The sequence below is a fragment of the Bacteroidales bacterium genome (genome assembly GCA_035353855.1).
Taxonomy (GTDB): Bacteria; Bacteroidota; Bacteroidia; order Bacteroidales; family CG2-30-32-10; genus DAOQAK01.
This window is the reverse complement of the sequence record DAOQAK010000004.1, coordinates 40,700-66,165: the sequence shown is the minus strand read 5'-3', so window position 1 is coordinate 66,165 and position 25,466 is coordinate 40,700. Positions and strand designations below refer to the sequence as shown.

19 protein-coding genes are annotated in these 25,466 nt (G+C 33.9%); 4 read left to right on the top strand and 15 right to left on the bottom strand.

Annotated elements, in window-relative coordinates:
* Positions 1-2 precede the first annotated feature (2 nt).
* The 3 genes from PKK00_01705 to PKK00_01695 are packed head-to-tail and all read right to left on the bottom strand — an operon-like array spanning position 3 to position 1,797.
* Positions 3-548 carry a PIN domain-containing protein gene (locus PKK00_01705; GenBank protein HNW97110.1) on the bottom strand — a complete coding sequence of 182 codons (546 nt, stop codon included), beginning with the start codon at positions 546-548 and terminating at the stop codon, positions 3-5.
* A gap of 3 nt (positions 549-551) precedes the next feature.
* Positions 552-896 (bottom strand): STAS-like domain-containing protein, encoded by a 345-nt coding sequence (locus PKK00_01700; protein HNW97109.1) that lies wholly within the window; start codon positions 894-896, stop codon positions 552-554.
* Between the two features lie 13 nt (positions 897-909).
* On the bottom strand, positions 910-1,797 hold the full coding sequence (locus tag PKK00_01695) for a hypothetical protein (protein ID HNW97108.1): 888 nt from the start codon (positions 1,795-1,797) through the stop codon (positions 910-912).
* Positions 1,798-1,923: 126 nt separating this feature from the next.
* Between PKK00_01695 and mfd the strand changes: the two genes are divergently transcribed.
* Positions 1,924-5,307: a transcription-repair coupling factor gene (mfd, locus tag PKK00_01690; GenBank protein HNW97107.1), complete on the top strand. Its 3,384-nt coding sequence runs from the start codon at positions 1,924-1,926 to the stop codon at positions 5,305-5,307.
* Positions 5,308-5,360: 53 nt separating this feature from the next.
* Here mfd and PKK00_01685 read toward each other — a convergent pair whose 3' ends face one another.
* Genes PKK00_01685 through PKK00_01675 form a run of 3 tightly spaced genes read right to left on the bottom strand, consistent with a single transcriptional unit; the run spans position 5,361 to position 10,248 of the window.
* Positions 5,361-6,668, bottom strand: a complete 1,308-nt coding sequence (locus PKK00_01685; protein HNW97106.1) for a DUF5689 domain-containing protein — start codon at positions 6,666-6,668, stop codon at positions 5,361-5,363.
* 35 nt (positions 6,669-6,703) lie between these two features.
* A complete protein-coding gene (locus PKK00_01680; protein HNW97105.1) occupies positions 6,704-7,492 on the bottom strand; it encodes a DUF5689 domain-containing protein in 789 nt (262 codons plus the stop codon).
* A gap of 26 nt (positions 7,493-7,518) precedes the next feature.
* Positions 7,519-10,248 carry a TonB-dependent receptor gene (locus tag PKK00_01675; protein HNW97104.1) on the bottom strand — a complete coding sequence of 910 codons (2,730 nt, stop codon included), beginning with the start codon at positions 10,246-10,248 and terminating at the stop codon, positions 7,519-7,521.
* 141 nt (positions 10,249-10,389) lie between these two features.
* Here PKK00_01675 and PKK00_01670 point away from each other — a divergent pair, with 141 nt between their 5' ends.
* The gene (locus PKK00_01670; GenBank protein ID HNW97103.1) at positions 10,390-11,436 is read left to right on the top strand and encodes an endonuclease/exonuclease/phosphatase family protein; all 1,047 of its coding nucleotides are present in this window, start codon (positions 10,390-10,392) and stop codon (positions 11,434-11,436) included.
* Between the two features lie 304 nt (positions 11,437-11,740).
* Here the strand turns inward: PKK00_01670 and PKK00_01665 are convergent, their stop codons facing one another.
* From PKK00_01665 to PKK00_01645, 5 genes are all read right to left on the bottom strand, one after another.
* On the bottom strand, positions 11,741-12,550 hold the full coding sequence (locus tag PKK00_01665) for a hypothetical protein (protein HNW97102.1): 810 nt from the start codon (positions 12,548-12,550) through the stop codon (positions 11,741-11,743).
* A gap of 17 nt (positions 12,551-12,567) precedes the next feature.
* A complete protein-coding gene (locus PKK00_01660) occupies positions 12,568-12,987 on the bottom strand; it encodes a hypothetical protein (GenBank protein HNW97101.1) in 420 nt (139 codons plus the stop codon).
* Positions 12,947-13,600 carry an RHS repeat-associated core domain-containing protein gene (locus PKK00_01655; protein HNW97100.1) on the bottom strand — a complete coding sequence of 218 codons (654 nt, stop codon included), beginning with the start codon at positions 13,598-13,600 and terminating at the stop codon, positions 12,947-12,949. Before PKK00_01655 ends, PKK00_01660 begins: the two co-directional genes overlap by 41 nt.
* Before the next feature lie 176 nt (positions 13,601-13,776).
* Entirely contained in the window at positions 13,777-15,117 is a 1,341-nt protein-coding gene (locus PKK00_01650; protein HNW97099.1) for a T9SS type A sorting domain-containing protein, read from the bottom strand.
* A gap of 136 nt (positions 15,118-15,253) precedes the next feature.
* Positions 15,254-16,771, bottom strand: coding sequence for a DUF5723 family protein (locus tag PKK00_01645; GenBank protein HNW97098.1), 1,518 nt, complete (start codon positions 16,769-16,771; stop codon positions 15,254-15,256).
* 338 nt (positions 16,772-17,109) lie between these two features.
* Here PKK00_01645 and PKK00_01640 point away from each other — a divergent pair, with 338 nt between their 5' ends.
* Both PKK00_01640 and PKK00_01635 read left to right on the top strand, forming a co-directional pair.
* Positions 17,110-18,156: a deoxyhypusine synthase gene (locus PKK00_01640; GenBank protein HNW97097.1), complete on the top strand. Its 1,047-nt coding sequence runs from the start codon at positions 17,110-17,112 to the stop codon at positions 18,154-18,156.
* A gap of 174 nt (positions 18,157-18,330) precedes the next feature.
* Positions 18,331-19,071, top strand: coding sequence for a polyprenol monophosphomannose synthase (locus tag PKK00_01635; protein ID HNW97096.1), 741 nt, complete (start codon positions 18,331-18,333; stop codon positions 19,069-19,071).
* Between the two features lie 7 nt (positions 19,072-19,078).
* On the opposite strand, the gene lepA is transcribed toward PKK00_01635, so the two are convergent.
* The 4 genes from lepA to mqnC form a co-directional block, all read right to left on the bottom strand.
* Entirely contained in the window at positions 19,079-20,869 is a 1,791-nt protein-coding gene (gene lepA, locus PKK00_01630; GenBank protein ID HNW97095.1) for a translation elongation factor 4, read from the bottom strand.
* A 130-nt stretch (positions 20,870-20,999) separates the two neighbouring features.
* Positions 21,000-21,614, bottom strand: a complete 615-nt coding sequence (locus PKK00_01625) for a riboflavin synthase (GenBank protein HNW97094.1) — start codon at positions 21,612-21,614, stop codon at positions 21,000-21,002.
* A 7-nt stretch (positions 21,615-21,621) separates the two neighbouring features.
* Positions 21,622-24,141, bottom strand: a complete 2,520-nt coding sequence (locus tag PKK00_01620) for a gliding motility-associated C-terminal domain-containing protein (GenBank protein HNW97093.1) — start codon at positions 24,139-24,141, stop codon at positions 21,622-21,624.
* A gap of 181 nt (positions 24,142-24,322) precedes the next feature.
* Positions 24,323-25,426 (bottom strand): cyclic dehypoxanthinyl futalosine synthase, encoded by a 1,104-nt coding sequence (gene mqnC / locus PKK00_01615; protein HNW97092.1) that lies wholly within the window; start codon positions 25,424-25,426, stop codon positions 24,323-24,325.
* Between the last annotated feature and the right edge of the window lie 40 nt (positions 25,427-25,466).

Here is a 25,466-nt window from a genome sequence, read left to right as displayed (position 1 = left end):
AATCATTTTGGGATATTTGCAGTAATTATTTCTATATCTGATTTGTTATTTTTAAAGAAATCAGCATCATCAGTTACTATTTTCCATTTTTTTAGGCGTGCTAATTCGATGTAATAACTATCATTAAAATCGCAACTGCCAAATTCTGTAATTATATTTTCTATATTGATTGCGTTAAAGTCGTCATTGTTTTTTTCTGCAATTTGAAATATTTTATTTAATGTTATTTTAACTTCTTCAACTGTATTCTTAAAGTCGTTAGTTAGTATAAAATCCTTTTTATAGTCTTCTTTACCTATATTTGCCTTTTTCCAAATTTTAAATTCAGTTTGCAACCAATAGTTGCAGAACTCAGAGATAACAAGAGAGTTTATAAAAATCGCACTTCTTTTTTGTCTTGCATTTTTTAAGAATTCAGAATATACTTTTTGCTTATCTTTTCTAATATTTGCTATTGGGCAAAAAAGAAACACCCAAATATTATTATCGAAAAACAGATTTTCATTAAAAGAAGGGTTGTATTTTGTAATATCGTAAATTTTTGCCATAATTTACGGTTCTTTTACTGTATTTTCAAAATCTTCAGGATTATCAAAATAATTTTTAGCATTTTTAATAACCTTTATAAAAAGAAGAACGTCTTCAGGTTTAATATTTTCAAGTTTAAGGTTACTATTTAGTTGCTCACTTGTGTATTTGCTGTATAGTTGGCCAATTGCTGCATTTAAAAAAGCTGTAATAATTAAATTTATATTTTGAAAATCTAAAATTACTATTAGTCCTTGGGATAATGCGTTGTCAATTTTTTTATAAATCATATCTCCATCATCAACACTTATTGCTGAATCCCCACCGATTTCATTAAAGATATTTATTGTGTATTTTTCAATTTCCATAAAACAAAAGTAATTAAAAAATAATATCTTCAGCCTTTTCGGATTTTAAATAGTAAAATTTTCTGTCGTCAAGGTTGAATTCAAGATTAACGATAGTACCGGGAAATTCGTAACTGAAAGAGCTTGCCAGATTTGTTCCTTTGTTTAATTCCCAATAACCGTCCGATGAAACTATTTGAATTTTTCCATTATTACGTTCAATAAAATCAATAATTAATTTAAATCCTAATCCTCCAGGAATATTATCTTCTTTAGGTTTTGTTGTATTTTGTTCTTTAACAGCCCACTCTATTGCTTCTTTACCTGATAAGTTACCTTTTAAAAAAGTATTAACGTTAGTTTTTATGGTTTTACCCATATCAACAATAGTAAAGTCGATACGTGGCGGTTTTTTATTTGGATAGTATTGCCCGCAACTATAAACATAAAGGCAGTCGCCATGAATGATGGCATTACTGTATATTTCAAAAATACTTCTTACAATTTCTTTTTGTGCAATATCGCTTAATTTAGGGAAATCCTGTTTTCTTATTAATTCATTATATAAAAATTCTTTTATCAGTTTCTCTTCGGTTAGTTTGTTTCTTCTGTATTTTACAGTCGTTGCTTTTGTGTCGACCAACTCCCATCCTCCAAAAGATACTAAAAAGTTATTTCTACTTAAAATATCTTCGATGTGAGGGTTTAGATTTTTGATATATGTATTATTTAAATTATTTTGTGCTGTATTAATAATGGCGCCTAGTATTGCACAAAGATTTGCTTCAAACCAAGTAGTGGTATTGAAATCATATATTATATCTTCGAATTCAACATTCTTTAAATTGCTTATGCATTCAATAAAAAATGAATAACCTTCATAATCTGAGCAAACTTTTTGGGGAATGTAGATTGGTAACATTGATAAATATATATGAACAAAAATACTTTTATTTTATTATAATAAAAAATAATACAATTTATTTTATAGAGCCTGTAAGTATTTGAATACTGTACAAATCAAAATAAATATTTTTATCTTTGTCCCGTGAAATCAGAGGAACTCCTTTCCTTATACCGGAAGGATGAGCGAACGGAAAAAATTATTCGTCAACTCGGGAACAGTAACAACGGACGCTTTCACATTTCAGGGCTTATTGCTTCAGCGCGTTCAATAATTGTATCTGCTGTTTTCGGACAGGATTCTATTACCCATTTGTTAATACTTCCCGATAAGGAATCTGCCGCCTATTTTTTAAATGATATTGAAAATATTTTTGGCGAACAAACATTACCTGCCGAAAAAAAACATGTGCTTTTTTATCCTACATCGTATCGTAAAGCTTACGAGCTTGAAAATACTGATAATGCCAATGTGTTGCTTCGGGCAGAAGTAATTAACCGCATCACTTCAGGACGAAAAAAAAATATGATCATTACTTATCCTGAAGCTTTAGCAGAGAAAGTTGTAACAAAATCTTTTCTGACAAAAAATACTTTTAAACTTCGTACCGGCGAGCAGGTGAATATTGATTTCGTTATGGAATTTCTTGCAGAGTATGATTTCGAGAGAGTTGATTTTGTTGCTGAACCCGGGCAGTTTACATTAAGAGGTGGAATCATTGATGTATTCTCATATTCCAACGAACTTCCTTATCGTATCGAATTTGCCGGAAACACTATTGAATCATTAAGAACATTTGATCCTGAATCGCAGTTAAGTATTAGCAAACTAAATTCTATCAGTATTCTTCCTGATATTCAGAATAGCAGTTTGGTTGAAAAGCGCGATGGTTTTATTTCCCTGCTTCCAAAAGATACAGTGATTTGGATTGATGAAATAAAATTTATTTCTGAAAAAATTGAACATGAATTTGAAAAAGCTGTCGAAGCATTTCAATTGTTGGGTAAGGAAATAAAGCATATTGAACCCCATGAATTATTTGTAAAGGGAAATGATTTTTTGGAAAAAATTTCTGAATTTAATATCATTGAATTAGGTGGAAATTATTTTTCAGGTGTAGCAGAAAATATTCATTTTGCTGTTTCTCCTCAACCTTCGTTTAATAAGAATTTTGAACTGCTCATACAGGATATTCAGCAAAATAAAGATAAAGGATATAAGCAATTCATTTTATCCGATAACCCGAAACAGGTTGAACGTATTGAAACAATTTTTGATGATATTTCAAAAAGTAAAAATTTACAGAACAGCATTGAATTTATTCCTTCTTATATTGCGCTGCATGAAGGCTTCATCGATCATGATTTAAAAATAATTGTTTACACTGATCACCAGATTTTTGAACGATACCATCGTTATCGATTGAAAGACAGGTTCGCAAAAAAAGAATCAATAACATTAAAAGAACTTTATGATTTAAAACCCGGGGATTATATAACACACATCGATCATGGCATTGGGCGTTATGACGGGCTTGAAAAAATTGATGTCAACGGGAAAGAACAGGAAGCTATTCGGTTGGTATATAAAGATAATGATTTGCTGTATGTCAGTATTCACAGCCTTCACCGCATTTCTAAATTTATCGGGAAGGATGGAACTGAGCCAACAATGAACCGGCTGGGCTCAAATGCATGGAACAACCTTAAGAAAAAAACAAAACAGCGAGTTAAGGATATTGCAAAAGACCTGATAAAATTATATGCAGAGCGAAGGAAAGAAAAAGGTTTTCAATTCTCACCTGATACATACATGCAAACAGAACTGGAAGCCTCATTTATTTATGAAGATACTCCTGACCAGTTAAAAGCTACCAATGATGTAAAAAAAGATATGGAGGCTGAATGCCCCATGGATAGGCTTGTTTGCGGTGATGTGGGTTTTGGGAAAACGGAAGTTGCCATACGCGCTGCTTTCAAATCAGTTGCCGACAGTAAACAAGTAGCCGTACTGGTGCCTACAACCATTCTTGCTTTGCAGCATTATAAAACGTTCAGTGAACGATTGAAAGATTTTCCCTGTAAAGTTGATTATATCAATCGGTTCAAATCATCGAAAGATATTAAAAATTCATTGAAAGAATTAAAGGAAGGAAAAATTGATATTCTTATTGGAACACATCGGTTAGTAAGTAAGGATGTTGAATTTAAAGATTTGGGTTTACTTGTGATTGATGAAGAACAAAAGTTCGGAGTGGCTGCAAAAGAAAAATTAAAACAGATGAAAGTTAATGTTGACACGTTAACGCTTACAGCCACGCCCATTCCACGTACTTTGCAATTTTCGATGATGGGTGCGCGCGATTTGTCGATCATTAATACAGCACCGCCAAACCGTTATCCGATCATTACCGAGCTTCATGTTTTCCGTGAAGAAGTTATACGCGATGCCATTGTTTACGAGATTTCGCGAGGCGGACAGGTTTTCTTTGTTCACAATCGTGTTAATAATATACAGGAAGTTGCCGGAATGATTCAGCGGATTTGCCCTGATGTGAAAATTGGAATTGGTCACGGACAGCTGGAAGGGCATAAGCTTGAAGAAATCATGCTCGATTTTATTGAAGGCAATTATGATGTGCTTGTTGCCACTACTATTATCGAATCGGGATTGGATATTTCCAATGCCAATACTATAATTATTAATAATGCACAAAACTATGGACTTAGCGATTTGCATCAGTTGCGTGGCAGGGTAGGGCGTACAAATAAAAAAGCATTCTGTTATTTACTGGCGCCGCCAATGTCGGTACTTACTGATGAAGCGCGAAAGCGTTTACGTGCAATAGAAGAATTTTCCGATTTAGGAAGCGGCTTTAATATAGCTATGCGCGATTTGGATATTCGTGGAGCCGGAAACCTGCTGGGGGCGGAGCAAAGCGGCTTTATTGCCGAAATAGGGTTTGAGATGTATCATAAAATTTTGGATGAAGCTGTTCAGGAATTGAAAGAAACAGAATTCAAAGAATACTTTAAAGATACCGTAGTTAAAGAATTTGTAAAGGATTGCCAGGTTGAGACCGATTTGGAAATTTTAATTCCTGATGCGTATGTGAGTAGTACACGTGAACGCTTATCACTTTATAAAGACCTTGACAATATTGAAACGGAAGAAGTATTACAACAGTTTCACGAAAACCTGATTGACCGTTTTGGACCAATACCTGTGCAGACTTCAGAACTTTTTAATACCATCCGTTTACGCTGGGTTGCTAAAAAATTAGGTTTCGAAAAATTGGTAATGAAAGGTGGTAAGCTGGCAGGCTTTTTTATTGTCGATGAAGATTCTCCATTTTTCCAGACAGAAATATTCACAAAAATTCTTCATTATGTTCAGGCCAATCAGCGTACATGTCGCATGAGAGAGGGGAATAAAAAACTTACTTTAACTTTTGAAAACATTCTTTCTGTAACTAATGCATTGGTAAGATTGCGGGAAGTATTGAACGAAGAAGAAATTAAAAAATAAAAAAAGGTTTTCCGAACAGAAAACCTTTTTTTATTTTTTACCAATATTTTAATTTAGTTTGTAAGTCCTTTAATGGTAATGCCACCAAGTTCCCATGTAGCTACATTAGAAGTAGAGCAGGTATATTTAAATGCAAGATGAACATTGGTTCCTGTGATTGCAGAAACATCTACATCTCCTGAAGATACATTGGTCCATGAACCTGTAGATAATGAACAACTGGAAGTAATATCAATCCATGTAGCAAGATTTGGATTTCCTGATACATAATCGGTGGAATAATATACCTTGAGTGAACCATCACCAGCGCTTCCATAATTCATCATGGTAAAGAAATTTAATATCTCGGAAGTGTAATTATCAAAATTAACAGAAGGAGAAATTAACCAGTCTTCATTAGCAAAGTAACCGCTTGAATATCCACTTATTTTTGCAAAATAAGTACCTGAAAAAGAACTGGCAGTCCAATGCTGTCCATCACCAATAACACTATATTCAGTAAAAGTATTTAATGTGCCAGTTGAAAAATTTTCATTAACTAAATAAACAGGAGAATTTCCTGCAAACCCTTTTACGTCGTTTGTATCACGAATATAAAATTGATAGGTGCCATTATAAATACCAAGGATACCTGTTACTGAACCGTAACCTTTGGGAGTTTTATATCCTGCAAAATTTGCATAACTGCTTGTGCGCAATGCGATGGAAGAAGTTCCTGATTTATCAACGATTTTTCTTTCTGTGGCGGTTATATTTTCATCACCGGTGATTGCGTATACAACACCTGGGGTTTCAAAATAAACACTATCCATTGTAATAAGTTTATCATAATCAGCGCTTGTAAAAGATGCAATGCTCTTATGTTCTGCTGCAGGAGCCGTTCCCGGCATGCCATCAAGGAAAATATGTTCACTGATATATGCCAAAGGAATACGTCCCATTTCTCCATTACTTATATATCCTAACTGAACTTTACTGCCATATTCGCCAATATATAAACCTTTACATTTTATGAAAACTTTTTGTCCTATTCGGAATTCAGTATAAGTATCGGCTTTGTCGAGTTCAATTTCAAGGCCTGCTGTGCCATCTTGTATAAAAAGTTTTTTATACAAATTTCCTGATTCATCATTGGCTGTAACTACACCTTCAATAATTGTATCATTTGAAATTAATAAAGGTACGCCATTATTGTTGTCGGCATAGTATTGCTTTAAATTAGCAATTGTGCAATTCGATGTAAAATCAACAGAAGGAACAGTTAAAGGAACATCATCAAAATCTTTTTTAACGCAACTGCTAAAAATAGTTAGCATAGCTATGATAAAAAAACTTTTATATATTTTATTAAATTTATTCATATTATATCTTTTTTATATAATTATATTAAATTTTATTATTGATTGAAACCTTGCAAATCATTTAAGTCGCGAATATAAAGTTGACGGGTGCCATTGTAAACACTTAAAATACCGGTTACTGATCCTGTTCCTGATGGCATTAAGCTGGATGCAAAAGTTGCATAATTGCTTGTTCGCATTACAACAATATTCCCATTTAAATCCTGGATGTTATGATTTGTTGTTGCTGTTGTTAAAGAAAAGGTTTGTCCTGAATCCGGGAAAAATACATTGTCTATTTTTACTAACCTGTTATAATAACTGGTAGAAGATAGTATTGTTGGTATTGTAAGGTTAACAGGGATAGGAGCGTTACCGGGCAAGCTATCAAGAAATAAATGATTTGCAATTTCATTAACCGGAATTCTTCCAATAACTCCGCCTACAATATAACCCAATTGAATATTTCCGCCATATTCACCAAGTGCCAACCCTTGACATTTTACATAAACAGGCTGACCTACTGCATAAGTTGAATAAAGATAGGTATCATTAATTGGTATTTGTATTCCTGCCGAATCATCTTCAATGTAAATCGCTTTATAAATATTTCCTGTTTCATCATTAGCTGTAACAATACCTTTAATAATAATATTTGTGTCAATCGATTCAAGACTACCTGCAGTATGCATGGCGAGTAATTCTGGAATAGTTGTATTTGCACTAAAATTAACAGTAGGTATATTCACCGGTGGTATGTCAAAATCATCTTCTTTACAACTGTTAAGGAATACTATTGCCGAAAGAAATAATATTCCTGTAAAAATATTTTTGAACTTATTCATATATCTTATGTTTTAAATAATTAAAATTAAATCCTGACAGATAACGTTAAGAAAAATGTTCTGCCAACTCCATAGAAATATTTGTTTTGAAATTTTGCTATATTTTTTTCCTGTGTTTCATTAAAATCAAAACGCATCTGCTCATAACCGTTGGTGATCAGCTTTTGGTTATTAAGAATATTATTTACGCTGAAATTAAAATTGATATAATATTTTTTATACGTGATCGATTTACCAATTGAAGCGTCAACAGTGAAACCTCCATCTAATTTTTCCTGTTCAGTAATAGCGTTTCTTAATGGATTGCCTTCGCCTAACATAAACACTGCTGTATCTGTTCTTCTTTCCGGGTTAAAATCAAGATACATCTTATCAAAATAATTTACGTTTGCATTGAAGTACCAAAATTTTGGATGAGCATATTTTATCCCTAATGAAACTGCATTTTGCGGAGTTCCGCTTAAATAAAAATTCTTTTGATAAATGGTTTCGCTAACATCAGGTGCAGAACCATTTTCATAAGATACCGTTGCAGTAGGCCTTGAAGTATAGCGGTAATCGCCAAGAGCGCAAATTCCAATAACACTGATGGTGCTTGATGCTTTCATTTCAGCGCCCATTTCAATTCCTTTCATGGTTTTTTCAATTCCTGTTAAGGTCATGTCCACATAAGTGGCATAATCATCATGATAAAAACTGATAACTCTTGAACCATTTTGGAAGTTAGAATAATACCCTGTTAAACGTGCATTAAACTTTTGTGATTTATAAATATAACTGATATCACATGATGCTATCTTCTCACTTTCTATACCTGTAATAAGTGTGTTCTTGATATAAGGTGAAACAAATGCATTTTTAGAATAAGGAGCTCTTGTAATATAACCTGCGTTACCTACAATATAATTATGTCCGTTCACTTTGTATGTTGCGCCACCTTTAACAGATGGATTTAAATAATTACTTTTTTCAGAATTTCCATAAGAATTATTGGGGTTACGTCCGTTTTTCATCAGTCCTTCACGCCAGAATTGAGTATAAGAAATACTTAGAGCGCCGAACATATCAAACTTATTTGAGCTGTATTCTACTTGTCCCCATGCTGATCCGGTGTTGTCATAAATATTATAATTATATCCGTAAACATCGCCTTTTTTAACAACTCTGTTAGGGTTATTCAAATCATTTTGGATTGAATCATTGCTGCCCGGGTAATCCTGAACTGCAAATTGATCAATGTCTACCCAATACTCTCCGCCCAACATATCTAATATGGTTTTGAAATGATGAACTTTTGAATGATCGATTTCAAAGCCGCCACTATACATCAGTTTGTCGCTTTTCTGATAGTTTATCAGTGAACTCAATGATAATTGAGAACAGTCAGCCCGACGATTTTCTACAACATAATTTGCCTGGGCGCCTACAGCATTTGCGCGATAGTTGGTTTGATACAAATTATCCCAATTGATTTGTTGGGTATTTATATCGTTTTTCCAATTGTCAGAGATTGCATTATAAAGTTCTGCATCGGGCGTAACAGTAAGGTCCTGATTTACTACCCAACTCGGTAAGTAACGGTAATAATCAGGGCGTGGGTCTGGTGCGTTGTACCAGTTTAAAGATGATGTTCCATTCTTACCAAATGAATATCCTAATGAGTTGGTAATTTTCATTTTTTCATTTACATCCCAAATATGATTAAGAATCATTTTGGGTTCATGGAAATTTTTTACTTTGGCATTACGAACTTCACCATCCTGGTATCCCCAGTTTGGGTTATAATAATTTGTTCCGGTAAGGTTGTAACATTCCTGTGTTGCGGCTGCCTGCATACCGCGTTCCGTGGGAGAGCCAAAAACAGTGAAAGCAACACTGTGTTTGTTGTTAAGTTTTTTTTCTGCGGCAGCTAAATATGCCCATGCATCATAATATACACCTTCAACATAACTTTCGTTACCCCACCGGCGTGAGCCGCTTAAAGTAAAAGCCCAGTCGTTATTCATCAACCCGGTTGAATAGGTATACATTACCCGGTTTGTATAGGATTTGTTAGATAAAGCATACGATAATTTATTTTGTTTGCGCTGCATTGCTGCCCTGGTAATAATATTTGTTGAGCCACCAACTGCACCAAAAGCAAAACGGGAAGCGGCAAGTCCGTTTACGACTTCTTTATTCCGCATGGCATCATTTAATCCTCCCCATTCTGACCAGGAAGGACGACCATTCTCAGGATCGTTAGCAAGAACCCCGTTAATATACACATTAGAATTTTCGGAGTCGTAACCACGAATACGAAAATATGCAGCGCCTAAATTAAATCCTGCAGTATTCACAAACACATCATTTGTTGAATGTAACAAACCCGATACATTCTGACCTTTGTTATCATCTTCAAAATCCAAAGCTGATGTACTTACTTCTGAAATACCTGCTGCATCATTATTTAAAGATGACGGTTTAATACTGAATGTTCCAAGTTTAACATCCGTGGTAGCGATTTCTACTTCTGAAGAACTAAGCTCGTAACCATCAATAGTAATGGTGAGTTTAGCTTTCCCGGTAGGAATTCCATTGAATTCAAAATAACCGTTGTTATCGGTTTTTGTCTGTGTATCGTTGATCTGAACACTTGCTCCGGAAACAGGTTTGCTTGTTTCTGTATCGAACACGGTTCCCGATACTTTTGCATTCTGTGCTTGTACGAAAGCAACAGTTAGCAACAATAAAATAGTTAGTAAAAGATTTTTCATTATATATGTATTTAGTTACATTTTTTTTAGAGAAAAGTTCGCTAAAGTAAGAAAACTAAACCAGATGACAACAAAAAATTTTTAAAATTAACAATTTATTTATAGTTTAAATACTATCTTTGAGCCCCAAAATTTTTTTATATGAAAAATTTTTTATCGAAAAGTGTAATTGCGGTAATTATTCTGATACTTGCAAATACAGCTAGTGCACAGGAAAAACAATATAAAGTAGCATGCATTGCATTTTATAACCAGGAAAATTTATTTGATACGATAAACGATCCTAATATTAATGATGAAGAATTTTTACCTGATGGAAAAAATAAATGGAATGCAAAAAGGTATGAAGAAAAATTGAATCACATGTCGGAAGCAATTTCGCAAATTGGCGATGAGTATGTGAAAGGAGGCCCTGTAATTGTTGGACTTGCTGAAGTTGAGAATTATAATGTTGTCCAGGATTTGGTAAATACACCCAAATTAAAATCATCAAATTACGGAATTGTTCATTATGATTCACCTGATAAACGTGGTATCGACGTTGCCCTGATATTCAGGAAAGATTATTTTAAAGTTATAGATAGCCGGAATGTAAAACTTAATGTTGCAGGGAAACCCGATTTTGCTACACGCGATGAGTTGGTAGTTCATGGTACTTTTGATGGTGAGCCTTTATATGTTATAGTTAACCATTGGCCTTCGCGAAGTGGTGGACAGAAAAGAAGCGCACCTATGCGCAATGCGGCCGCTGACCTATGCAAATCAATTGTTGATTCCATCCAGAAAATTGACAGCACCGCAAAGATAGTGATCATGGGCGATTTGAATGATGACCCCACAGATGCAAGTCTTACAAAACACCTTTTAGCAAAAAGCGAAATAAGCCAAACAGGTACAAAAGATTTGTACAACCCGATGTATAATATTTTTAAGAAAGAAGGAATTGGAAGTCTTGCATATCGCGACAACTGGAATTTGTTCGACCAGATAATTGTTTCAGGAACATTACTTGGCGATAATAAATCAACATATAAATTTTATAAAGCCAAAATATTTAACAGGAATTTTCTTACACAGAAAGATGGAGCCTATGCCGGTTATCCTTTGCGTACCTACGCTGGCGGTGTATACCAGGGTGGTTACAGCGACCATTTCCCTTCATATATATTTTTAATAAAAGAAAAATAAATATTAGTTGATTTTTTTTTAATTCGATTATATAATTATTCTATCGCTACGCTGTTATTCATTGTCAGACATAGTAATTCATTGTCATTTGTGGTCATTCCTAAAAATTACAAAATGCTGATTGAGAACTGTTGATAGTATTTCTCAAATTTCAATTTCAATAATTTATTTTCAAATTCCGCTTTCCAAATTTCTGACTTCAGAATTAATTTAATTTCATAAAAAACCGATTTTTCAAGGCTTTGGATAAGGTTTTAACGTTTTTAATATGCACTAACAATTTGCCTTAATGTTAGCTATCAAATTATTTACATAAATTATCATAATCATACTTCGAAATAGCAATACTTTCTCCACCTAGTTCAACAGCTTTTTTCAAATCTTCACAAGCTCCTAATTTATCACCATTTTGACTTTTAAAATTTGATCTATCTCTATAATACATCGCATTTTCAGAATCATAAAATATAGCCTTGGTCAAATTATTTATCGCCATTGAATAAATTGAATCATCAGGTAGTTTATTAATATATAATATAGGTATTAAAACACCTTTTGCCCAATAAGCCTGTGCATATGAACTATCTATTGTTAATGCTTTATTAATATCATTTAATGCAATTTGATTTACACTATCTCTAGTAGCTCTATTAGAATTATATTTAATATTTAAATCACGGAAAAGAAATGCTCTATCTATATATGCTTCTACCAATAAACTATCTAATTCTATTGCTTTATTAATATCTGCTAATTCAATTTTATAAATACTATCTTTATTAGAAATATTTTTAGCAAAAAAATTAGTTTGCTTTTGCCTTTCAAGATATACATCTGCTTTATTAAAGCCTAATTTAATAGCCATATTAAAATCATTAATAGCTTCTCTATGATTTTTAATATTTTTATTGATACAACCCCTATAGTAATATGCTTCTGCGAAAGTTGAATCTTTTTTTATTAAATAATTTACATCCATTAAAGCTTGTGTGAAATTTTTGTTTTTACAGTTTTTAACTACGCTATCTAAATCAGATTTATTATTATTTTCCTGTGCAGTGCAAAAAGAATAAAAAACAAAAAACATATTAATTAAAATTATTGCCGTTTTCATATAATTAATTTTAATCATTAAAATTTCCTTGGGCTTAAATACATAGGCATAGAACCAGCCGCATTTATTATTCCATTAATTGTATTTTGAATACCATCAAAACTAAAAATAATCGGTGAAGAATCATTACCTCCTCCTGTTGGGTTGGTACCTATACCCCAACAACCACCCCAATCAGCAGAATTAGAACCAGAATGAAATGTTATCCATCTTTTGGTTGATTTATCAATTACTAATCCTGTACACCATCCAAAATCTTGTGCAGTTAATTCATAAATTTCACTAGGTAATGTATTTTTATCATAATAATGGTCATACTCTCCTTTTTCGTTTTTATTATAATTCGCCCAAACATATATATCTGTTAACCCTTTAATATCTTCTCTTTCACCATCTTTAATTATATATATCCGTTTTATACTTAATAATAGGTTCACCGTTACCTTTCACTATTACACCATCTTTTGCTACATCTATATGTAGCCCATCTTTATTATCCTTTACATCATTTTGTAAAGATTCTAACGGGTTTTCATGATACATCATGCCATAACCGCCGCCATGACCACCACTTGGTGTACCACCGCCACCGCCATCACCACTGCCCATGGCTTCTGCTGTAGATAGTTGCGCAGAGATATCAGCATTATTGCTTGTAGAAGCATTATCGCCATCATGAGGAACACGGCCTTGTGGCCAATATAAATGTCCATTAAATAAACTACAAAATGCTCTAATCCATTTTTTCCACCATGGATCACCAGCTTCCCCACTGGGATCAGTATATTTTAAAGGATTATTAAAGCAATAGGTATAACGATTATAACTTTGCGTGAAAAATGGTGCTTGCACATAATTATCGGGGCTAAGCATACGGCCAAGCATAGGGTCGTACATACGCCCATTCATATTTATTAAAGCAAAATTATCCAGGTGTTCATGCATGCAATAACCGCGGTCGGTAATAGGTGTACGTCCATCTAATGTATACGTCCAATCCTGTGCATTACGGCGGCGCCCCCATGTATCGTAGCTGTATTCTTCTTCCACCGTTCCGCTAGTATTTAAAATTGCTGTTATCGAGCCTAAATGGTATTTGCAAAAATAATACAAAGTTTCTGTTCTGTTTACGGGTCAATGTTTACTATTTGTTGTCCTAAAACAAATGTATCAAAAAAAAACTTCCGTTTTTTGCGGAAGTTTTTTTTTAAATGTTTTTCTGAAAATTATTCTTTAGAAAATTTTCTTGTTTCTGAAATTCCTTTATTATTAAATAATGTGATGAAATAAATTCCTTTTGAAAGCTTATCAGTATTTACTGAAGTATTGTTTGATGTAACATTTATATCTTCTATTGTTGCACCGAGAATATTTGATATTCTAATTTTTTCAATACCATTCATATTTTCAATGAAAAGATTACTTGTTACAGGATTAGGATAAATGCTTAAAGAATTTTTGTTGTTTTCAACAATGCCCGAACTTACTGAAACATCATTGACATCGCGAGGTTCTACACGTATAGTATCATTATAATCCAAATAAACAATTCCTGTTACATCGTAGTTAGTTCCTACTATGGCGTTGGTATATTTATAAAGCTTTCCTCCTGTTCTTGTAGTATCACCATTGTATAAAACAAATTCACCATATGAGGCATCTGTAACCTCGATACATGGAATATTTGTTAATGTTACAAGAACTCCTTCGAGTTCTTCTGTTGTTGAATTTGCTTTAGAAACAGCATATGCAGCATGTGCTGTGTTGCCGGATGAAACTTTTGTAATATTATTTATACTGCCTAATTCGGTATAATTATGATATTCACTAACAGTACCTGATATGGTAATCGAATCACCAACAACAATTCCGGCAGCCGCTACATGTGCCGAGTCATAAACATAAAGCCCGTTCCACGGACCAGAAGCATCCTGTATAAATATGCCTTTATTAAATTTACCTGTTACTATTCCACCGGTATTTACTGCTTGTCCACTGTAAGGAGAAGCGTAAGGAGATGTTGTTGAATATTGAATGTCATGAATTGTAACTGTAGGTACTGTACCTGATGTTACAGTTACATCATCAACAGTAAAAGTAGATGATGCTCCTGCATCGATAATAAATTCGGCAAGGTTAGTTGTAGTATCGGGAACTAAAGTTTGGGAAACCTGGGTCCATGAAGAAGTTACAGTAGCATAAGCATTGTAGGTTAAATAACCATAAGAAGTGCCAGATTTTCCTGTATACATACCTGTTCTTACAGTTCCTGTTCCTTTTACCCAAAAGGAAATTACATAAGCTGTCCCATTAGTAACGCTAGTAGAAGTAGTTGTAAATCGCCTGTGAGCAGAATAGGTATTTGTTAGTGCACAAGCATATACTCCGCCATGAACATTCACAGAGTCTTTTGCAACAGTTAAGCTAGTTGATTGAGTTTTTGAACCATACCAGCCATCAGGTTTGCCTGCTGTCCATAATTCAAAACCGCCGTTAGTTATTTGAGCATTCGATAGCAATGCTGCAAACACTAAAAATGTTGTAATAATCAAAGTAAATTTTTTCATAATGTCTTTAATTTGTTAATAAATAAGTTCTTGTTATATCTTTAAATTTTTTAAGATTTTCCAAAAAAGTCAAAAGGGAAGCAAATGTAATAAAAAAACTAGTAGGTATATGTTAATTTTTGATTTTTATTTACATTTATTTTACTGAAATATTACTTGGCAGGAATGATGGCATTGTTTTTTTCTTTTTGCACTTCTTAAGTTCATTAAATTTTAATGCAACATAAATATCAGCGCCTGATAATCGGTTCCCAATTATCGCTCCAAGTTTATCTGTACCTATAAGAAGAAAATTATCTATACGTAAAGCAATCCCTATTCGCGGCCACAAATATTCATGAAAAACTATAGGCATCGCAACTCCTATATTTTTATGGTCGAAACGGGGTGTTATGGCTATGCTGTTCGCCCTGTCGATTCCCGGCAGGCCAAAATGCGGGATGCGCTGTATCCATGAACCGTTTATATAAAAATTATATCCAATATTATAATCATAACTTAAACAAGCAGCCCATGGTAGAAACATGGTAAACTCTGTTGACTGAACCTTTGGATTCGGACTATCATTAAAATAATCACTTAATAACGAATCGATGCCATTAAAATCTTCACACTTTGTACTTTCATTATACCAGTCGCCTGATGTATTTTCAAAGTTGAATGTTTTTGCCGATTTATTAAATCGTATATATCCTATATCTAAAAATGAAAATCCTATTTTCCATGAATATTGTATTTCCAGTTTTTTATTACAGAAATTTGGACATTGATATTTGTTTTCCAGTGCTTTTTTTTCATAGGTAATTCCAATATCAAAAGATTTTCCATGACCTTTAGGATTTCTTATAATACCACCAACATCAAAAGGTTTTTCACTGTTATCGGGATCGTAAAAATCATCCATATTGATGGCATAGCCATATTCAGCATTTACACTATTGAAGATAATACTGGTATCGTTGGGAATATTTACATTGATATTTTTATTTAAAGCATAAGCGCCACCATAACCTATCAAATGTTTTAATGTAATACCTGCTTTTAACTGGCGCCCCTTTTTTTCCATTATTCTTCTTGAAACTGAAATTCCAATTTCACTCCAGACCATTGCATTTGCTCTGAATTTAGGAATGGTGATTTCCCTGTCTTGTAATTCTTCGTATGAAATTCCTTCAAAAATAAAACTTGCAGGAATTTCGTGAATACGGTTAGCCGACACACCTACCCTTAATGCCTCTTCAGCAGCGAAAGTCCACTTTTTCACATTGAACATAAATGAAGGACCTTCAACAATAACTGAGGAGTAAATATTTTTTCTCCAGTTATTATGAATTTTATTTTCAAACATGTATTTTGAAAAATTTCCTTTATCTGCATTCCAGTCGTTATCAATAATGACTTCTGTTTCGCCATTGTCGGCAATAATATCAGGAATATTGGTTTGAAAAATATAAACATAATTATTATCAAGATATACATGAGCGGAAACCAAATTAAAATCCCATTTATATGGCGATCCGGCGAGCAATGCGGGGTTAAACTTATTATTTGATATTCCCGAATACAGGCTATTGCTTATACCAAAGCGTTCCTGCGAAAACAATGGGAATGAGATAATGAAAATAAAAAATAGTATAATTAATTTATTGTTCAATATGTTCGGGATAAATACTATTTGCGAATTTAAAATAATTATAAAGAATAATCAATTTTTTTATCGAAGTCGTCATAAGTTGAAAGATATTTATACTCGTTCTTATCAGGTTTGCAAAGGCAAAACTGTTTAGAACGAGTTATACCGTACAGAAAACAAAAAATATTTTTGCAAACCTCTTTTCTGTCGGTATAATACTGCACTTTGTCATTTCGAAGAATGAAAAACCTCAAAACTTAACGAACTATTGTTATATAATAACTGTTAAAAAAATATCATTTTATTTTGCTCCAATATTTAATATCTTTGCCGTTCAGAAAAACATATTTTTAATTATTATGAAGAAGAAAGATTTTTTAAAAGAAACCATTGAACATATAGATATTACAAAATACAATGTTGTTCCTATGGTTGATGCAATGAATGAAATGGCATTCCAGGCACGTAACCTTGCCCGCGGAGCTAAGATTTTTGATATGATGCAGGCCGATAAAGAATGCACAGTATTTCTTACTCTTGCCGGTTCACTTATTTCAGCAGGACTAAAAAAAGTTATCCTTGATATGGTTAAAAATAATATGGTCGATGCAATTGTTTCCACCGGTGCCAATATCGTTGACCAGGATTTTTTCGAAGGATTGGGATTCAGGCATTATAAAGGTACCCCGTTTGTTAATGATGCTGAACTTCGCGAATTAATGATCGACCGTATTTATGATACATACATTGATGAAGATGAATTAAGAATTTGCGACGAAACCATAGGGCATATAGCAAACAGTCTTCCTACTAAGCCATATTCTTCAAGAGAATTCATTATTGAAATGGGGAAATATTTAGATGAAAATAATAAATATTCCAAATCCCGCGAAGACTCTATCGTTTACCAGTGTTATAAAAAAGGAATTCCAATTTTTGTTCCTGCATTTTCCGATTGCTCAGCAGGTTTTGGTTTAGTACATCATCAATGGAATAATCCCGGAAAGCAGGTGAGTATTGATTCTGCAAGAGATTTTCTTGAGATCACAAAAATTAAAATAAAAAATCCTTCTTCTGGAATTTTTATGATTGGCGGAGGTGTTCCAAAGAATTTTGTTCAGGATATTGTTGTTGCTGCAGAAGTACTGGATTACGATGTGCCCATGCATAAATATGCTATTCAGATCACTGTTGCTGATGAACGTGATGGCGCATTGTCAGGCTCTACACTTAAAGAAGCCAGTTCATGGGGTAAGGTAGATACTACTTATGAGCAGATGGTATATTCAGAAGCTACTATTGCAATGCCTTTAATTGTTGGATATTCATACCATAAAGGAACATTTAAAGCAAGAAAAGAACGCCGTTTAAATGATATGCTTTCAATAATTGATAAAAAAAAGTAATCCATACAATTTTTTTATCATATTATCGTTTTTTTCATAAATTTGAAAATAATTTGCAGGCAAAATAATTTTAATACACGAATTTATTTTTCTGGTATTCCCGGAAATAATTATTTTTTCAATTAGTTTGCCTGTTTTTAAAAATATTTATATTTACATCTTTAAAATACAATTGTGTCCGATAGCTTAGTTATAATACCAACATACAAAGAGCGCGAGAATATCGAAAAGATAATCAGGAAAGTTTTTTCTTTACAAAAGGAATTTGATATTTTGATTGTTGAAGATAACTCACCCGATGGCACTGCTGATATTGTGCGTAAACTGATGCCTGAATTTAAAGAGCGTTTATTTATGGAAGAACGTTCCGGTAAATTAGGATTGGGCACAGCATATATTCATGGGTTTAAATGGGCATTAAAAAAAGGATACGATTACATTTTCGAAATGGATGCCGATTTTTCTCACAATCCTGAAGACTTGTTTCGCCTTTATAAAGCTTGTAATGAGAATAATGCAGATTTAGCAATAGGTTCAAGGTATATTAATGGAGTGAATGTTGTAAACTGGCCGATGGGGCGTGTGCTGATGTCATATTATGCTTCGGCATATGTAAGAATGATTACCCGTATGAAGATTCGCGATACTACTGCCGGATTTGTTTGTTATAGTAAAAATGTACTTAAGTCTATAAACCTTGATAAGATAAGGTTTACAGGTTATGCCTTCCAGATTGAAATGAAATTCACTGCATGGAAATTAGGATTTAATATAATTGAAGTACCGATAATTTTCACTGACCGTACCGAAGGGCAGTCAAAAATGAATGGAGGAATTTTTAAAGAAGCAATATTTGGTGTAATATCGCTGAGATGTAAAAGCTTTTTTAAAAAATATAAAAGGGTAGAAGTATAAATATTTTTTATTCATCCAGCTTAAGTACTGCCAAAAACGCTGATTGCGGGATTTCAACATTTCCTACTTGACGCATTCGTTTTTTACCTTTTTTCTGTTTTTCAAGTAATTTTCTTTTACGGGTAATATCGCCACCATAACATTTTGATGTTACATCTTTGCGATATGCTTTTACTGTTTCGCGTGCTATTATTTTAGCGCCAATACTGGCTTGTATGGCAATATCAAATTGCTGGCGAGGAATCAGCTGTCGTAATTTCTCGCAAATTTTTCTTCCGAACTGTTGTGAGTTTTCGCGGTGGATCAATGCAGATAAAGCATCAACAGGATCGCCGTTCAGAAGGATGTCAAGCTTTACCAGGTTTGCTTCGCGATATTCAATAGGGTGGTAATCGAACGATGCATAACCGCGTGAAATGGTTTTCAGCCTGTCGTAAAAATCGAAAACAATTTCGGCAAGAGGCATTTCAAAAGTAATTTCAACACGGTCAGTCGTAATATATACCTGGTTTTTCAGTATTCCTCTTTTGTCAATACACAAACCAATGACAGAACCAATGTATTCTGATTTTGTAATGATTTGTGCACTTATATAAGGTTCTTCAATTTTATCAACATGTGTTTCTTCGGGCATATCGGAAGGGTTGTTTACAACAATCTTCTCGCCCCTGGTAGTAAAAGCATGGTACGAAACGTTGGGAACGGTATTGATAACTGTCATTGAAAATTCCCGTTCTAAACGCTCCTGGATAATTTCCATGTGCAGCATTCCTAAGAATCCGCAGCGGAAACCAAACCCAAGTGCTGCCGATGATTCAGGTTCGAATGTAAGAGAAGCATCATTCAGTTTTAATTTTTCCATTGCTGTACGAAGCTCTTCGTATTCTTCTGTTTCCACAGGATAAATACCGGCAAAAACCATAGGTTTTACATCTTCAAATCCTTTGATGATTTCAGTGCATGGATTTTCAACATGAGTAATGGTATCTCCAACTTTAACTTCACTTGCATCTTTTATTCCTGAAATAATATATCCCACATCACCGGCATATATTGTATTACAGGGCTCTTTCTCCATTTTCAGGATTCCTACTTCATCAGCAAGATATTCCCTGTTGGTATTAACAAATTTTACTTTATCATTTTTACTTATTTGTCCGTTGAAAATTCTGAAGTAAGCTATGATTCCCCTGTATGAATTAAACACAGAATCAAATATCAATGCCTGCAAAGCTTCATCTTTATTACCTTTAGGGGGAGGAATTCTTTTAACTATCGCTTCAAGAATATCATAAACCCCATAGCCTGTTTTCCCACTTGCCAATAAGATGTCCTCTCTGTCGCAACCAGTCAGATCGATAATCTGATCCTTTACTTCTTCAGGCATTGCGCTTGGAAGATCTACTTTATTAAGCACAGGAATAATAGTGAGGTTATGATCAAGAGCGAGATATAAGTTGGAAATGGTTTGTGCTTCAATTCCCTGGGCTGCATCAACAACAAGCAAAGCTCCTTCACATGCGGCTATGGAACGCGATACTTCATAAGAAAAATCAACATGACCGGGAGTGTCAATAAGATTTAATTTATATTTTTTTCCATCCAATTCATAGTTCATTTGGATAGCATGGCTTTTAATTGTAATGCCTCTTTCCCTTTCCAGTTCCATGTCATCGAGCAATTGATTTTGCAGGTCGCGAACAGCAACAGTTTCGGTATACTCAAGCAATCGGTCGGCCAGAGTGCTTTTCCCGTGATCAATATGTGCGATGATACAAAAATTCCTAATATTTTCCATCGGGCGCAAAAATACGATTAATATTTTATTTTTTAAATATTAATTCTTTATCAAACAGGAGTTATCTGGCATTATAATAAAAAAAAGGGACCGCAGATAATCATGTGTCCCTTTAAAATCAAATAAATTTTTATTTCTTCTTTTTAATTATTCCGTAACTTTCCAGGAGCTTGGTAACATATTTTCCCAATACATCAAATTCAATATTTACGATAGTACCTTTTTTAAAATTATGGAAATTTGTTATTTCCTGGGTAAATGGAATTATTGCTACTGAAAATAAATTCTTTTTTGAATCAACAACAGTAAGACTAACTCCATTAACAGAAATAGAGCCTTTCTCAACAGTTATATTTCCTCTTTTAGGGTCGTATTCAAATTCGTAAAACCAGCTTCCATCTGTTTCTTTTACTTTAGTGCAAACAGCAGTTTGGTCAACATGTCCCTGTACAATATGCCCGTCAATTCGGCCTTCCATTTTCATACTGCGTTCGAGGTTCACTTCATAACCCGGCTTCCACATGCGGAGGTTTGTTTTATTTAATGTTTCATCAACAGCAGTTACAACATATTGATTTCTTTTTGGAAAAACTTTTACCACAGTAAGGCAAACTCCATCATGGCACATGCTCTGGTCAATTTTCAATTCTTTTCCAAAATCAACTTCAATGGTGAAATGAATATTTCCTTTTTCTTTTTCAACTTTTACAACCTTCCCGGTTTTCTCAACAATTCCTGTAAACATAATAATTTTAATTTCTTAATAAGTGAACAAATCCTTGAATGGTGCGCTTGGTAAGCCCTTCAAGCTTTATTTCATAAACATCGCAAATGTAATAATAAACGCCATCGCTGCAATATTGTTTTGTATATTTATCTTTTCCATCCCAGTTTATATTAGGGTCTTCAGTGGTAAACACAAGTTTTCCCCAGCGGTTGAAAATTTGTAAATTTATTTTTTCAACAAAGTCGTAAGGAAATGGAATGAAGTAATCATTGTAGCCATCACCATCAGGCGTGAATACATTTGGTAAATGATATAAATCACAACTGTCAATATCAAGGCAAACTAAATTGCTGCTCATGCTTTCATTCATGAATGAATCAATGGCTGTAACATAATAACAGCCGGCTATAGAAACAAGATCCTGGTGAAGATAAGTTGTATCGTTTGGATTTGATATGGTGTCAAGAAAAGTATAATCGCTGTTATTGCTTGGTGAATAATAAATATAATACATTATAACATCATTGGCGCATGAATGATTTGGGTTTGTCCATGTGAGAAAATTTTCAATATTAGTGCAATTAGGATTGACCGAAAGAACAGGTGCGCATGGAGGTGTTTTATCTATCGGGCTGGAGCATGTTTCCTGCGACCAGTTAATGATTGGATGTATAAAACCCGGAGCAAAATAATCGCCTATACTTTTTACTTTGTAACAATAAGTTGCTCCGTTGGCTAAGCCGGTATCAGTATATTGCAGCTGAGTAGATATTCCTATTGAATCATATGTTAATGAACCGGGAGCTTTTCTGTAAATTACAAAAGTATTATTAATCCATGGTACATTTGGATTATAAGAAATTAAAATTTCGTTATCATTAGGTGTAAGGCTGATAAATACAGACGATGCAATATGTGTACTTCCCACAAGGTAACGATTACCCGGGGTATCATTCCATAGGTCGATACGATACGACCATGGTGTGGAAATCGTATTTATAATCGTGTCGATATATGTTGTATCATTTAAATTATTTAATGAATCAATAAGGACAAGGTTAGTACCTGTTAAATCATTTGAATGACTGATCAGGTATTTGTATGGACCTGTGGCAATTGTTGTGTCCAACGCGGTAGGTTTTGACCATGCAATAAAGGCTGAACCGTTAACCGCATCAGTAGTGTTAATACTTACGTTTGTGATTATAGGTACGTCTTTTATCAGCACTGCACATGCTTCGTTAGAGGCATAGCTTTCAGCATCATCGTCGAAATAAGCAATTACCATATAACAATAATCGATGCCATGTGTTAAACCTGCTCCGTTGTTTGAGTCAAGATATGTGGTGTCATTAATACCGGCAACCGTAGCTATCTCAATATATTCTGTGTAGGCAGGAACACCTGTTTCGCAATGTCCATGCACATATCCGTAAAACCCGTTACGTCGGTATACCTTATATCCTACAGCATTTGGACAAGGGCTTTTTTCCCATGTAAGCTGAATATTATTTCCAACAGGTGAAGCAATAAGATTAGGTGGTGCAGGCGCTACAACCGTTATAAAAACTGTTTCAATATCTACCAGGTGAACCTGAGGATCATTATCAACAGCTTTGAAGGTCATGATATATGGTGCTTTCTGGACATGAGAACAGGTAGTTTGCCATGAGAAATGCGAGGTGTCAGCTGAATATGCTGATGTGGGTTGTGGAAATGAGGCAGGATTATCGGATAGCATTAAAGGACCGCCATTAGCGGTAAGTGTTATAAGGTCATTATCCACATCTGTAGCAATAACATCAAATTCCAGTAAAGTCCCTGCGAGTACGCAGGTATCCATGATGTTTTGAATAACGGGTGGATTATTATTGCAACTGACAACACTAATTTGCATATCGCGGGTTACGCTCCCTATAAGTATTCCGTGTCGCCATTCTTCAATAAGAAAAGCAACATTATATTCACCCTGGGATACTGGGCAATTCCACGTAAGATCACCGGTAATCGGGTCGATGCCAAAATAAGTACTGGCAACAGGATACATATATCCCGGTATATCCAGTCCATCTTCTCCTTTGCAATTTACCAAACGATATGAAATGCTGTCGCCATCAATATCATAAGCGTTAGGGTTATGAATGAATATTTTCCCGACACAGGCATTATCAATAGGTGGATTAAGTAACGTGGGAGAATTATTTGGTCCTAAAAAAGGATTAATAACAAGTGTGGTTTGTATAAAGAACGGAACATTTACACTGTAAGGGATATTTACAACACCATCATTCCTGTTAGGATCTTCAAGAGTAATAACATAAGTATAAGGACCGGGGAAAGTATGTTCTCCAACATATTTATTGTATTTGATGCTATCGGGAAGCAGTATTTCCTGAACCCGATCAATAATGGAAGAAGAATTATCACCCCAGAATATTTCATAGTTTGGCCGGTCAGCCTGGCTATATGTATAGGTATAAGTAACAATAGTAAATTCATATGTGAGGTCATGAAGCCATTTATATGTAATTTCCCCTGCTCTCATATGTGTAGCAAATGAGGAGTAGCAAGAAAAAACAATAATTAATATTATGATGAACCTTCGCATAAACTTTTAAAGAATAATGAACACTAAATTAAATATTTTATTTTATATAAATGAACTTAAAACTTGTTAAATGCTAATTTATGACATTTTAACTATGTAAAAATTAAAATCGGATTAATTAAAAAGGCATGCTAATATTTTCATATTTCTGATTCCGAAGTTGTGGTGTAAAACCCGCATCAGTAATAGCTTTTTGAATTTCATCGGCGTTGAAAGAATTTGAAGCGCCTGCACCTGAAACAACATTTTCTTCAATCATTATCGAGCCAAAATCATTAGCTCCCGAATGCAGGCAAACCTGTGCAGTTTCTTTACCAACGGTTAACCACGATGCCTGGATATTATTGATATTGGGAAGCATAATCCGGCTTATGGCTATGGTACGGATATATTCTTCTGAAGTAACCGCATTTTGTATTCCGAATTTTTTATTTAATGCCGTTCCTTTATGTTGAAAAGGCCATGGAATAAATGCAATAAAACCTATTGCATCTTCCGGTTTTTTATTTTGCGTATCGCGAATTAAAACCAGATGCTCAACTCGTTCTTTTAAAGTTTCCAAATGTCCGAACATCATGGTAGCAGAGGTGAGTAAACGAAGGTTGTGAGCTTCTTTCATTACTTCAAGCCATTGATGGGCGCCACATTTTTTCGGGGAAATAATTTTTCTTACCCTGTCGGATAAAATTTCTGCGCCTGCTCCGGGTAATGATGCAAGTCCTGCTTCACATAATTCTTCAAGTACCTGCTGATATGTTTTTCCGCTTGTTTCGCTTAAAAAAACAATTTCAGGAGGTCCCAATGCATGAAGTTTTAAATTAGAAAATCTCTTTTTTAAATCCTTAAATAAATTTTTATAATATTCCAGATCCAGGTCGGGATTCATTCCGCCCTGCAATAATAACTGGTTGCCTCCTAGTTTTTTCATCTCTTCAATTTTATCAATATATTGGTAAATCGAAGTGGTGTAAGCTTTTTTACTTTTGGGTGAACAATGAAAATTACAAAAAAGGCAACCCGACACACATACATTAGTGATATTTACATTACGGTCGATCATCCATGTTACCTTGTTTCCCGGAATTTTTTTCTTCCGTAATTCATGTCCAATATACATCAACGATGCAGTGGAGGCATTTTTATAAAGAAATAAACCTTCATCAACAGAAAGAAATTCTGAATTCAATGCTTTTTCAAAAAGTATGTTCTCGTCGAAATTCATACTTTAATAAATAATTAAAAAATATAACTTAAATCTGGGC